Below are 12,823 nucleotides of genomic sequence, written 5' to 3'. Positions count from 1 at the left end.
CCTTCACAGCTTGGGCGCGATCTCTTCGTTCCAGATCCGCGTGCGGTCCTGTTGCGGCAGGTGGCAGGCGGTCAGGTGCGGCCGGCCGTCCCCCGCGTCCGGCACCGGGCGCAGCTCGGGGCGCTCGGTGCGGGTGATGCCCCCCTTGGGGAGGTCGGCGTAGGGGCAGCGCGGGTTGAAGGCACAGCCGTCGGGCACGTTGATCAAACTGGGCGGGGAGCCCTTGACCGGGATGAGGCGTTCGGTCTGCTCGCGGTCGATGCGCGGCATGGAGCCGAGCAGGCCCCAGGTGTAGGGGTGCTGGGGCGCGTGGAAGACCTGCTCGGCGGGGCCGCGCTCGACGCAGCGGCCGCCGTACATCACCAGGATGTCGTCGGCCAGTTCGGCGACGACGCCCAGGTCGTGGGTGATGACGATGACGGCGGAGCCGAACTCCTTCTGCAGGTCGCGGATCAGGTCGAGGATCTGCGCCTGCACGGTCACGTCCAGGGCCGTGGTCGGCTCGTCGGCGATGAGCAGCTCGGGGTTGTTGACCAGCGCCATGGCGATCATCGCGCGCTGGCGCATGCCGCCGGAGAACTGGTGCGGGTAGTCGTCGACGCGCCGGTCGGGCTGCGGGATGCCGACCCTGTCCAGCAGTTCGACGGCACGGGTGCGGGCGGTCTTCTTGTCGACGTCGTGGTGGACCCGGTACGCCTCGACGATCTGGGCGCCGACGGTGAAGTAGGGGTGCATGGCCGACAGCGGATCCTGGAAGATCATCGCCATTTCGCGGCCGCGCAGCCGGCGCACCTCGTCGGGGTCGGCGCTCATCAGCTCCTTGCCGTCGAGCCAGATCTCGCCGGAGATGCGGGCCTTGCGCCGCCCGTACTGCCCGACGGTGTGCAGGCCCATGATGCCCAGCGAGGTCACCGACTTGCCGGAGCCGGACTCGCCGACGATGCCGAGGGTGCGGCCCTTCTCCAGCCGGAAGGAGAGCCCGTCGACGGACTTCACGAGACCGTCGTCGGTGGGGAAGTGGATGCGCAGGTCGCGCACTTCGAGGAAGGAGGTGGGCGCCCCTCCCGCGGTGGGTGCGGTCGTCATGAGAGCCTCACTCGGGGGTCGATCACGGCGTACAGGAGGTCCACCACCAGGTTGGCGACGACGACCGCGGTCGCGGCGATGAGCGTCACCCCGAGGATCAGCGGCAGGTCGCGGTCGCCGATCGCCTTGACCGCCGCCTGGCCGAGGCCGGGCAGGTTGAAGGTGGTCTCGGTGAGGATCGCGCCACCGACGAGGGCGCCGAGGTCCATGCCGAGGATGGTGAGGACGGGGGTCATCGTGGAGCGCATGGCGTGCTTGCCGATGACGACCGGCTCCCGCAGCCCCTTGGCACGGGCGGTGCGGATGTAGTCCTCGCCGAGGATCTCCAGCATGGTGGCCCGGGTGAGGCGGGCGTACATGGCCGCGTAGAGGAAGGCGAGGGTGACCCAGGGCAGGATCAGGCCGGCGAACCACTGCCCCGGATCCTCGGCGAAGTCGACGTACTCGCCGTCCAGCCAGCCCAGGCCGTAGGAGAAGACGGCGAGGGAGAGCAGGCCGGTGAAGTAGATCGGCAGGGAGACGCCGCCGAGGGCGACGGTCATGGCCGCCCGGTCCCACAGGCTGCCGCGCTTGAGCGCGGAGACGACGCCGGTGATGACGCCGCCCACCAGCCACAGCACGCAGGCGCCCGCGGCGAGCGAGAGGGTCACCGGCAGCCGGTCCTGCAGCACGGGCCAGATGGCCTGCTCGGTGCGGAAGGAGTAGCCGAAGCAGGGCGCGTCGCAGTGCACGGAGCTGCCGCCGCCGGAGTAGTCGCGGCCGGCGGGGATGCCGGAGACGAAGTGCCAGAACTGCACGAGGATCGGGTCGCTGAGGCCCAGCTTCTCCCGGATGCCCTCGATGGTCGCCGGGTCCGCCTGCTTGCCGACGTACAGAGCGGCGGGATCGGCCCCGGTGAGCTTGGGGATCGCGAAGAAGATGCCGAAGGTCACCAGCGTGACCACGAGCAGCATCACGATGACGGCGATCAGCCGTCGGACGATGTAAGCGAACACTGCGGTCGGCCCGGCGGTGGCCCGGGGCTCCCCCGAGGGGGGGCCGCCCCGGGCCGCCGCGCAGCGGCCCTCACCTGCCCTTCGGGCCTAGCGGCGGGTGCGCCGGTGGAGCGGACGGACTGTCACTTGACGACACCGAGGGAGGCGTAGTCGTAGCGGCCGTTGTAGGAGTCGGCCGTGTAGACGTTGGTGAGCCGGGAGCTGCGCCAGATGATGTTCTTCTCGTAGGTGAAGGGCAGGTACCAGGCGCCTTCGGTGATCTTCTTGTTGGCTTCCTGGTAGATCTTCCCGGCCTTCGCCGGGTCGGTCTCCGCGATGGCCCGGTCGAAGATCTTGTTGACCTCGGGGTCGTTCAGCTCGGGGTAGTTCTGGTTGCCGCTCTCCTGGATGAAGCGGCCGTCCGCGATGGGCTGCAGGAAGCCCTGACCACTGGGGAAGTCCGCGCCCCAGCCCATGATGATGATGCCGTAGTTCTTGGCCTTGACGTTCTTGGGGGCGCCGATGATGCCGGTGGACTGGGCGCCGTCGTACTGGTCGATCTGGGCCTCGATGCCGACCTTCTTCAAGGACGCCTGGAGCGATTCGGCGGTGGCGATCTCCGGCGGCTTGTTGTTGCGGACGGCGATCGTGGTCTTGAAGCCCTCGGGCTTGCCGCAGGCCCTCAGCTCCTCCTTGGCCTTGGCCTCGTCGGGCTTGCCCTGCTTGAGCTGGAAGGGGTCGTAGCCGGGGTCGTAGCCCTTGACGGCCGGCGGCAGCATGCTGGTGCCGATGTCACCGCCCGCCTCGGGGCCGCCGCGGGCGGTCTGCAGCGAGGTGTGGTCGGCGGCGAGGATGACGGCCTTGCGGCAGTGCTCGTTGTCGAAGGGCGCGACGGTCTTGGGGAAGGCCGCGTAGCGGATGAAGCCGGTCTGCGGGTTGTCGACGTTGGCCTTGGCCGACTGCAGGGCCTTCTGCCGGCCGGCCGAGCCCATGCCGGTGGCGTTGAGGTCGAGGTCGTAGTCGCCGGCGATCAGACGGTTGTCCATGTCGTCGGCGTTGGTGGTGAGCTTGACCGTGATCTTGTCCGGCAGGGCCTTGCGGACCGGGTCGGAGTCACGGTTCCACTTGTCGTTGCGCACCAGCTCCAGGCCCTTGTTGGGCTCGTAGGAGACCCACTTGTAGGGGCCGCTGGAGAAGGGCTTCTGCCCGTACTTCTCGACGGTGTCCTTGTCCGGGCGCACGGGGGACGCCGCGGGCAGGGCCAGCATCTGCAGGAAGTCGCCGTTGGGCTTGGGCAGTTTGAAGACGATGGTCTTCTCGTCGGGCGTCTCGATGGCCTGCAGCCCGAGCTTGTCCTTGCTCTCGTCCTTGTACGGGCCCTTGTACTTCTTGTCCGGGTCCAGGACCTGCATCAGCCACAGCGGGCCGCCGGAGATCTTGTCCGTGGCCCAGGTGCGCTCGATGCCGTACTTGATGTGCTGCGCGGTGATGGGCTGGCCGTCCTCCCAGGTCAGCCCGTCACGGAGCGTGAAGGTGTAGGTCTTTTTGTCGGCGGAGATCCGGCCGGTGTCGGTGGCCATGTCCGGTACGACCGTCGAGCTCTCCCCGCCGGGGGCGGGCTTGGGCGTCACCAGGGTGCGGGTGTAGTAGCGGGCGAAGTCCCACATGAACCCGTAGTAGCCGCGCTGGGGGTCCCAGCTGTCGGCGTCCTGGGTGCCGATGAACTTCAGCTCGCCGCCCTTCTTGTCGGAGGCGCCGGCCAGCTTGTCGACGGCGGCGTTGAAGCCCGCCGCCTTGCCGTCCTTGCCCTCCTTCTTGCTGCTGCCCCCGCCGCCGCACGCGGCGGTGCCGACCAGGGCCGCGACCACGAGGGCCGCCCCGGCGGCCAGTCTGCGCCTCGATGAACTCCGGTGTGTCAAGATGTCGCGACCTCCGTGATTGTCGCCGCCCGGGAAACGGGCCGGCGGATGTCGGGAACGCCCTCCTGACGGATCGACAGGGGCGGCGTGCACAGGCGGTGCGGGGCGGGCGCGCGTCAGCGCGAGCCCTTCGGGTCCAGCGCGTCGCGCACGCCGTCGCCGAAGAGGTTGAAGGCCAGCACGGTGACGAAGATGGCCAGGCCGGGGATGATCATGAACATCGGGTCGGCCTCGTAGGTCGAGACGGCCTTGGAGAGCATCTGCCCCCAGGAGGCGGTGGGCGGCTTCACGCCCGCACCGAGGAAGCTCAGCGCGGCCTCGGTGAGCACGTTGGTCGGGATCATCAGCGTGGCGTAGACGGTGATCGGCGCCACCAGGTTGGGCAGCAGCTCCCGGAAGAGGATGTACAGCCGCCCCGCCCCCAGGCTGCGGGCCGCCTCGACGTACTCGCGCTCCCTGAGCGAGAGGGTCTGGCCGCGCACGATGCGCCCCACGTAGGGCCAGCCGAAGAAGCCGATCACCGCGATGAGCACGGCCATGCGGACGCCCGAACCCGACAGCCCCCACAGCGAGTTGGGGACGACGGACACCAGCGCGATGATGAACAGCAGCTGGGGGAAGGCCAGCAGCAGGTCCATCACCCGGCTCACGACGGCGTCGATCCAGCCGCCGAAGTAGCCGGCGACGATGCCCAGCACCGTACCGATCACCACGGCGACCACCGCCGCCAGGAAGGCCACGAGCAGCGAGACCCGGGCGCCGTAGACCACGCGGCTGAACACGTCGCGGCCGTTGCCCGGTTCGACGCCGAAGAGGAAGTCCGAACTGATGCCTCCCCACGCCTCCTTGGGGGTGCTGAACAGCGGATCAATCGTTTCTTCATGAAATTCGTTCGGCGGATGCCCGAGGAGCCCCACGATCACCGGCGCGAAGATCGCGACGAGGATGAGCAGCAGCACCACGATGCCGCCGGTCAGGGCCACCTTGTCGCGCTTGAGCCGGATCCAGGCGATACGCCAGGGGGAACGGCCCTCGATGGCCTTCGCGGGGACGCCCGCGGCGACATCGACGGCTGCGGTCTCGGCCGCGTTCGTGTCGTGCAGTGGTGCCGTCATCGTCTGGTGGACCCCTCTCGACCGGCAGGAGGCCGGCCCGACGCACGCCGCGTGCGGAACGCGGCTGGTTCACATCAGGTGCGAGTGGTGCGGAGGTGCAGGACGTACACACGGAGCAGGTGCGACGGTGCGGGATGTACACGCGGAGCAGGTGCGAAGGTGCGGGACGAACACGCGGAGCAGGTCGTACGGCGGAGCGGCGGCACGGCGGAGCGAGTCGTACGCAGGGGCCTCGGCCCTTGTTGGCGGGAGTCTTCAACGCCCCTGCGATCACCCGCCAGACCTCATCCGCAAAGGATGCGCAACCGTGATGTGCGTAGGGGGCTTCCGTTATACGGACATCCGGGCGCCCCGAGCGGGGCGGCGGCGAGGCGTACGGGTCAGTACGTCCCCGCCTGCCACCCCTGTTGCGGCGGGTAGCCGTAGCCGGCGGCCGGCGCGGGGGCGGCCGTGCCGCCGTAGGCGTCGCGGTCGAAGAACGGCCGGGCGTTGGCCCGCATCCACATCGCCACGGGGTCGTACTCGTCCGCGAGGGACACCGTCGAGACCGGGAGCCCCTCCGGGACCACTCCGACGGACTGCTGCATCATCAGCCGCACCGATTCCACGGCCGCGGCGGAGGTGTCGTACAGGTCGAGCCCGACGGCCAGGTACGGCGTGCCCAGGGCGGGCTGCACCCAGGCGCGGCGCAGCGCGCGGACGGCGGGCGTGCGGTGGGCGTTCTGCCCCAGCAGGGCGTAGAACTGCGGGATGTCCACGGCCGGTTCGCTGAGCAGCAGCGGCCCGGCGGGCAGCCGGTCCAGGCCGGCGGTGATGCGGCGCAGGTCGGCCCAGGGGATGCCGACGCCGCCGCCGGGGGCGTGCGGGTTGAGCCACAGGCCCCAGCGGTCGGGGTAGAGCGAGGCGGCGACGGCCCGGCCGGAGACCACCTCGTGGGCGCGGTTCCAGCCGCTGGCGGCGAGCTCCTGGGCGGAGGTCACGCAGGGGGCGTAGCCGAGGCCGTCGACCTCCATGTTGCCGTACTGGGCGTCGGGCGAGCCGGCCTGACCGTGCCACAGCAGCATCCAGACCCGGCCCTCGGCGAGGGCGCCCAACAGCGCCTCGTACGTGTCGTACCGGCCGGGCGCCACCTGGCGCAGCACCTGCTCCACGCCGCTCTCCGCGCCCGCGCTCACCTGGGTCCGCCTCTTCTCTTGGCCGTCTGTTCCCACCAGCTTACGAGCCCGCGGCGGCGGGCATGAGAGCTGTCACAGGTCACGGTCGTAGAACGGACGCACGCGGTCGCGCGTCCAGTCGCCGACGGGGTCGTGCGCGACGTCGAGGAAGACCATCTGGACGGGCCAGGCCACGGGCTCCTCGGCGAGCGCCCGGCTGAGGGCCTCCACGGCCGCGGTGCGGCTCGGCGGGTCGGGCAGGTCCAGCTCGACGCCGATGAACAGCGCCGGGGCGCCGCCCTCCACGCTGGCCAGCGTGCGGCGCGCGGTCCGTACGACGCCGGTGGCCGCGAACTGGCGGCCGGCGGCCGCCAGGAAGGCGGTCGGGTCCTCCTGCCAGTCCGGCTCGAACAGGCGCACCCGGCCGCCGGTGGCGTCGCCGTCCAGGACCAGGCGGCCGGCCCGGCACAGCTCGGCGACGGCGGGCGGCGGCAGGGGCACGGCGACCTCGCCGTCCGGATTGACCGCGATGCCCACCTGCGGGGGCAGGCCGCGGGCGAACTCCACGGCGGGGGCGACGGCGAAGGGCATCCGGTCCCCGGCGACGCGCAGGAACTGCTCGTGGGAGCTGAACACCGGCACGTAGGCGGCGCCGTCCAGCTCCAGGGTGGGCAGGTCGAGGTCGGGGCTGTCGTTGCCGCCGCCGGCCGGCAGCGGGATCCACAGGCTGCTGCGGCCGAGCACCTCCACGATGCGGGCGCCGGAGCCGGGCACGCCGACGGAAGAGGCGAGCACCTCCTCGAGCTCGTTGGCGGGCCACGCCGCGGCCGCACCGCCCTGGCCCGGTCCCCATCCGTATTCCTCGGACACGTTCACCTGTCCCCATGCCGACTGATCACCACGCAACCCGCACCTTAACGGCTGGGTCCCCTCCGCGTCCGGGGCAGGTGCCCGGCGCGGGCCGGGGGCGCTCCGGCGGGTCTTCGCGGGCTCCCGGCGCTCCCCCGGAGACGCCCTAGCCGAAGGCGATGGTGCGCAGGGCGTCGGCGGCGGGGCGGTCGAGGAGGGTGGTGGAGACGGCGCCGGAGGGGACGCGGCCGGCGGCGGCGGCCGCCAGCAGGCGGGTCATCGCGCGGCGGTGGCGGGCGAAGGCGTGGCGGGAGACGGTGCGGCCCCGGGCGGCCTGGCCGGCGAGCGCGGTGCGCGGCTCGACGGCGAGCAGCAGCACGTGGACCGAGCCGCCGCGGCGCCGGGCGTCGTGGGCGAGCCAGGCGCGCACCCAGCCGTGCTCGCCGCAGTCGTGCACCACGACGCTGGCGTCCGAGCGCAGCGCGCGCCGCAGGGCGCCGTAGTGGGCCAGGCGCACGAGCGGGCGGTAGAGCGCGTAGGGCACCCAGGGCGGGGTGCGGCGCTCGATGCGGTCGCGGGAGTCCTGGGAGTCCACGCGGTGGACGGTGGCGCCCCTGCCGTCGGCCGCGGCCACGGCCCGCCGGATCAGCGTGGACTTGCCGCTGCCGGGCAGCCCGGAGACGACGAGCAGATCGCCGAGCGGATACCGCAGCTCGGTGCGGCCGGCCCCCCTCAGGTCCAGCACACCGCTTTGCGGCCGGGCCGCGGCGGGCGCCGGCACTTCCCCCTGGACGTCCGTCGGCACCGTGATCGCCTTCCCTCCCCCGCCCGTCGACTGCCCCCTACCCACGGAATGCAAAGGAAAGGTAATCCAATTCATGGGGCGGTGGGCAGTCCGTCGCACGCTCGTACGTGCAATGATGTGCGCGCCAACGGCATGTCTATCAACTGCATACCGGCCGCTCGAATCCGCGCGGGAGAGTCCTGGTGCCCTTCGGCACCGGGCGCCGAAGGAGCAAGTTCCTCCCTTGAATCTCTCAGGCCCCGTACCGCGCGGGTGAGGCAGATCTGAAAAGCGGGCACCGTTTCGTGCGGCGGCCCCACCCAAGGTGCAAGCCGGGACCCCCTGCGGGGACTCCCGGTGAACCTCTCAGGTTCCGATGACAGATGGGGAGGCCGACCTCCGACTCGTGTCCGGGAGCCTGACCATGACCGATGCCCCCCGCCATACCGCACTCGACGCCCTGCACCGCTCGCTGGGCGCGACCATGACCGACTTCGCGGGCTGGGACATGCCCCTGCGGTACGGGAGCGAGCGCGACGAGCACGTCGCCGTGCGCACCCGTGCCGGTCTCTTCGACCTCTCCCACATGGGAGAGATCACCCTTACGGGCCCGCAGGCCGGGCAGGCCCTGGATCACGCCCTGGTGGGCAACCTCTCCGCGCTGGCCGTCGGCCGCGCCCGCTACACCATGATCTGCAACGCCGGGGGCGGCATCCTCGACGACCTGATCGTCTACCGCCTGGGCGAGCAGGAGTACATGGTCGTCGCCAACGCCTCCAACGCGCAGGTGGTGCTGGACGCGCTGACCGAGCGCGCCGCCGGCTTCGACACCGAGGTCCGCGACGACCGCGAGAACTACGCGCTGATCGCCGTCCAGGGCCCGGCCTCCCCCGCCATCCTGAAGTCCGTCACCGACGCGGACCTGGACGGCCTGAAGTACTACGCGGGCCTGCCGGGCACCGTCGCGGGCGTGCCCGCGCTGATCGCCCGCACCGGCTACACCGGCGAGGACGGCTTCGAGCTGTTCGTCGCCCCCGGCGACGCCGAGAAGCTGTGGCAGGCGCTGACCGAGGCGGGCGCGGACGCCGGCCTGGTGCCCTGCGGGCTCTCCTGCCGCGACACGCTGCGCCTGGAGGCGGGCATGCCGCTGTACGGGCACGAGCTGACGACCGCGACGACGCCGTTCGACGCGGGGCTGGGCCGGGTCGTGAAGTTCGACAAGGCCGGCGACTTCGTGGGCCGCGAGGCCCTGGCCGCCGCCGCCGAGCGCGCCGAGACCGCCCCGCCGCGCAAGCTGGTCGGCCTGATCGCCACCGGCCGCCGGGTGCCGCGCGCCGGCTACCCGGTCACCGTCGGCGGCGAGGTCGTCGGCGAGGTCACCTCGGGCGCCCCCTCCCCGACCCTCGGCAAGCCGATCGCGATCGCCTACGTCGACGCGGCGCACGCCGCACCGGGCACGGAGGGTGTATCGGTGGACATCCGCGGCAGCCACGAGCCGTACGAGGTCGTCGCCCTGCCCTTCTACAAGCGGGACCGCTGAGCGGATCGGGAAGATCCCTGAGACTCCCTCATCCCACCTGTCAAGACCCCTTGCACAAGCACTCACGCGCGTACAGGAGAATCTAGCCATGAGCAACCCCCAGCAGCTGCGTTACTCCAAGGAGCACGAGTGGCTGTCGGCCACCGACGCGGACGGCGTGGCGACGGTCGGCATCACCGAGTACGCGGCCAACGCGCTCGGCGACGTCGTCTACGCCCAGCTCCCGGCCGTCGGTGACTCGGTCACCGCGGGCGACACCTGTGGTGAGCTGGAGTCGACCAAGTCGGTCAGCGACCTCTACGCCCCGGTCACGGGCGAGGTCGTCGAGGCCAACCAGGACGTCGTGGACGACCCCTCGCTGGTGAATACCGCCCCCTTCGAGGGCGGCTGGCTGTTCAAGGTGAAGATCACGGACGAGCCGGCGGACCTGCTGACCGCCGACGAGTACACGGCCTTCTCCGCAGGCTGACCCCGCCCGTCCCCTCCCTGCCCAGGAAGAACTCATGTCGCTTCTCAACAGCTCCCTCCATGAGCTCGACCCCGACGTCGCCGCCGCTGTCGACGCCGAACTCCACCGCCAGCAGTCCACCCTCGAAATGATCGCGTCGGAGAACTTCGCTCCGGTCGCGGTCATGGAGGCCCAGGGCTCGGTCCTCACCAACAAGTACGCCGAGGGCTACCCGGGCCGCCGCTACTACGGCGGTTGCGAGCACGTCGACGTCGTCGAGCAGATCGCGATCGACCGCATCAAGGCGCTCTTCGGCGCCGAGCACGCCAACGTGCAGCCGCACTCCGGCGCGCAGGCCAACGCGGCCGCGATGTTCGCCCTGCTCAGCCCCGGCGACACCATCCTGGGTCTGAACCTCGCCCACGGCGGGCACCTGACCCACGGCATGAAGATCAACTTCTCCGGCAAGCTCTACAACGTGGTCGCCTACCACGTCGACGAGCAGACCAACCTGGTCGACATGGAGGAGGTCGAGCGCCTCGCCAAGGAGCACCGTCCGAAGCTGATCGTCGCCGGCTGGTCCGCCTACCCGCGCCAGCTGGACTTCGCTGCCTTCCGCCGGATCGCCGACGAGGTCGGCGCGTACCTGATGGTCGACATGGCCCACTTCGCGGGCCTCGTCGCCGCCGGGCTGCACCCCTCCCCGGTGCCGCACGCGCACGTCGTCACCACCACCACGCACAAGACCCTCGGCGGTCCGCGCGGCGGTGTGATCCTCTCCACGGCCGAGCTGGCCAAGAAGATCAACTCCGCGGTCTTCCCCGGTCAGCAGGGTGGCCCGCTGGAACACGTGATCGCGGCCAAGGCCGTCAGCTTCAAGGTCGCGGCGAGCGAGGAGTTCAAGGAGCGCCAGCAGCGTACGCTGGAGGGCGCGAAGATCCTGGCCGAGCGCCTGGTGCAGGCCGACGTCGCCGAGGTGGGCGTCTCGGTCCTGTCCGGCGGCACGGACGTGCACCTGGTCCTGGTGGACCTGCGCAACTCCGAGCTGGACGGCCAGCAGGCCGAGGACCGCCTCCACGAGGTCGGGATCACGGTCAACCGCAACGCCATCCCGAACGACCCGCGCCCCCCGATGGTCACCTCGGGCCTGCGGATCGGCACCCCGGCGCTGGCGACGCGCGGCTTCCAGGCGGAGGACTTCCGTGAGGTCGCCGACGTCATCGCCGAGGCCCTCAAGCCGGGCTTCGACGCCGAGGCGCTGCGCGGCCGCGTCACCGCCCTGGCGGCGAAGCACCCGCTGTACCCCGGTCTGAAGTAGGACCGCAGCGCGGGATTCACCAGCTGGTACGGGGCACCGGGCACACTCCTGGAGTGGGCCGGTGCCCCGCACCGCGACCGGGGTCCCGCGGGGCCGCGGCACCGGCTGTGGGGGCCCGCGTGAGATGGGCCACCGCGGCAAGCGGCCCGCATCGCGCACACTGAGAGGTGGGCGCGGTGCCCGCACCACCTCGCGTGCGACCTGTACCACCCCTTGTACCACCCTGTACCACCGACCCAGAGGAGCTGCCACCGTGGCCATCTCCGTATTCGATCTCTTCTCGATCGGCATAGGCCCGTCCAGCTCCCACACGGTCGGCCCCATGCGCGCCGCCCGCATGTTCGTGGGTCGCCTGAAGAAGGACGGCCTGCTGGCCCAGACCACCGCCGTGCGGGCGGAGCTCTTCGGCTCCCTCGGCGCCACCGGCCACGGCCACGGCACGCCCAAGGCCGTGCTGCTCGGCCTGGAGGGCCACTCGCCCCGGACCGTCGACGTGGAGACCGCCGACGACGAGGTCGAGCGCATCCGCACCACCAAGCGGCTGCGGCTGCTCGGCGCCGAGATCGGCTCCGACCACGAGATCGACTTCGACGAGTCGACCCAGCTGATCCTGCACCGCCGCCGGTCCCTGCCGTATCACGCGAACGGCATGACGCTCTTCGCCTACGACGAGAGCGGCGCCCCGCTGCTGGAGAAGACCTACTACTCGGTCGGCGGCGGCTTCGTCGTCGACGAGGACGCGGTGGGCGCGGACCGGATCGTCCTGGACGACACGGTGCTGAAGTACCCCTTCCGCACCGGTGACGAGCTGCTGCGCATGTCCCGCGAGTCCGGCCTGTCGATCTCCGCGATGATGATGGAGAACGAGAAGGCGTGGCGCACGGAGACGGAGATCCGCGAGGGCCTCCTGGAGATCTGGCGCGTGATGCAGGGCTGCGTGACCCGCGGCATGTCCCGCGAGGGCATCCTGCCCGGTGGCCTGAAGGTCCGCCGCCGCGCCGCCAGCACCGCCCGCCAGCTGCGCGCCGAGGGCGACGCCCAGGCCCGCGCGATGGAGTGGATCACGGTCTACGCCATGGCCGTCAACGAGGAGAACGCCGCCGGCGGCCGGGTCGTCACCGCCCCCACCAACGGCGCCGCGGGCATCATCCCGGCCGTGCTGCACTACTACATGAACTTCGTGCCCGGTGCGGACGAGGACGGCGTCGTGCGCTTCCTGCTCGCCGCGGGCGCCATCGGCATGCTCTTCAAGGAGAACGCCTCGATCTCCGGCGCCGAGGTCGGCTGCCAGGGCGAGGTCGGCTCCGCCTGCTCGATGGCCTCCGGCGGCCTCGCCGAGGTCATGGGCGGCACCCCGGAGCAGGTCGAGAACGCCGCCGAGATCGGCATGGAGCACAACCTGGGCCTGACCTGTGACCCCGTCGGCGGCCTGGTGCAGATCCCCTGCATCGAGCGCAACGGCATGGCCGCGGCCAAGGCCGTCACCGCCGCCCGCATGGCCCTGCGCGGCGACGGCCGGCACCACGTGTCCCTCGACAAGGTCATCAAGACCATGAAGGAGACGGGCGCCGACATGAAGGTCAAGTACAAGGAGACGGCGCGCGGCGGCCTGGCCGTCAACGTCATCGAGTGCTGA

The 12,823-nt window shown here is 71.3% G+C and carries 11 protein-coding genes and 1 riboswitch; of the genes, 4 read left to right on the top strand and 7 right to left on the bottom strand.

The window, feature by feature from the left end; all coding sequences use genetic code 11:
* Window positions 1-3 precede the first annotated feature (3 nt).
* The 7 genes from IE182_RS12845 to IE182_RS12815 all read right to left on the bottom strand — a co-directional run bounded on the left by IE182_RS12845 (window position 4) and on the right by IE182_RS12815 (window position 7,902).
* A complete protein-coding gene (locus tag IE182_RS12845) occupies window positions 4-1,086 on the bottom strand; it encodes an ABC transporter ATP-binding protein (RefSeq protein WP_190109899.1) in 1,083 nt (360 codons plus the stop codon).
* Window positions 1,083-2,081, bottom strand: a complete 999-nt coding sequence (locus IE182_RS12840; RefSeq protein ID WP_190109898.1) for an ABC transporter permease — start codon at window positions 2,079-2,081, stop codon at window positions 1,083-1,085. Before IE182_RS12840 ends, IE182_RS12845 begins: the two co-directional genes overlap by 4 nt.
* A gap of 122 nt (window positions 2,082-2,203) precedes the next feature.
* Entirely contained in the window at window positions 2,204-3,982 is a 1,779-nt protein-coding gene (locus IE182_RS12835) for an ABC transporter substrate-binding protein (RefSeq protein ID WP_190110047.1), read from the bottom strand.
* 113 nt (window positions 3,983-4,095) lie between these two features.
* The gene (locus IE182_RS12830; RefSeq protein WP_190109897.1) at window positions 4,096-5,094 is read right to left on the bottom strand and encodes an ABC transporter permease; all 999 of its coding nucleotides are present in this window, start codon (window positions 5,092-5,094) and stop codon (window positions 4,096-4,098) included.
* Between the two features lie 380 nt (window positions 5,095-5,474).
* A complete protein-coding gene (locus IE182_RS12825; protein WP_229844768.1) occupies window positions 5,475-6,269 on the bottom strand; it encodes an enhanced serine sensitivity protein SseB C-terminal domain-containing protein in 795 nt (264 codons plus the stop codon).
* A gap of 72 nt (window positions 6,270-6,341) precedes the next feature.
* Window positions 6,342-7,124 (bottom strand): enhanced serine sensitivity protein SseB, encoded by a 783-nt coding sequence (locus tag IE182_RS12820; RefSeq protein WP_190109896.1) that lies wholly within the window; start codon window positions 7,122-7,124, stop codon window positions 6,342-6,344.
* A gap of 139 nt (window positions 7,125-7,263) precedes the next feature.
* Window positions 7,264-7,902 carry an AAA family ATPase gene (locus tag IE182_RS12815; protein ID WP_373303548.1) on the bottom strand — a complete coding sequence of 213 codons (639 nt, stop codon included), beginning with the start codon at window positions 7,900-7,902 and terminating at the stop codon, window positions 7,264-7,266.
* Window positions 7,903-8,061: 159 nt separating this feature from the next.
* Window positions 8,062-8,159: riboswitch (glycine riboswitch) on the top strand.
* 146 nt (window positions 8,160-8,305) lie between these two features.
* On the opposite strand from IE182_RS12815, the gene gcvT reads away from it, so the two are divergent.
* The 4 genes from gcvT (at window position 8,306) to IE182_RS12795 (ending at window position 12,823) form a co-directional block, all read left to right on the top strand.
* Window positions 8,306-9,421 carry a glycine cleavage system aminomethyltransferase GcvT gene (gcvT, locus tag IE182_RS12810; RefSeq protein ID WP_190109894.1) on the top strand — a complete coding sequence of 372 codons (1,116 nt, stop codon included), beginning with the start codon at window positions 8,306-8,308 and terminating at the stop codon, window positions 9,419-9,421.
* A gap of 88 nt (window positions 9,422-9,509) precedes the next feature.
* Window positions 9,510-9,890, top strand: a complete 381-nt coding sequence (gene gcvH, locus IE182_RS12805; RefSeq protein ID WP_190109893.1) for a glycine cleavage system protein GcvH — start codon at window positions 9,510-9,512, stop codon at window positions 9,888-9,890.
* Window positions 9,891-9,924: 34 nt separating this feature from the next.
* Window positions 9,925-11,187 carry a serine hydroxymethyltransferase gene (glyA, locus tag IE182_RS12800; RefSeq protein WP_190109892.1) on the top strand — a complete coding sequence of 421 codons (1,263 nt, stop codon included), beginning with the start codon at window positions 9,925-9,927 and terminating at the stop codon, window positions 11,185-11,187.
* Between the two features lie 253 nt (window positions 11,188-11,440).
* Entirely contained in the window at window positions 11,441-12,823 is a 1,383-nt protein-coding gene (locus IE182_RS12795; protein ID WP_190109891.1) for an L-serine ammonia-lyase, read from the top strand.

Source organism: Streptomyces cinnamoneus (assembly GCF_014650495.1).
GTDB lineage: Bacteria > Actinomycetota > Actinomycetes > Streptomycetales > Streptomycetaceae > Streptomyces > Streptomyces cinnamoneus.
Note: the sequence above shows the minus strand (reverse complement) of the source record. Positions and strands in the feature narration are given on the sequence as shown.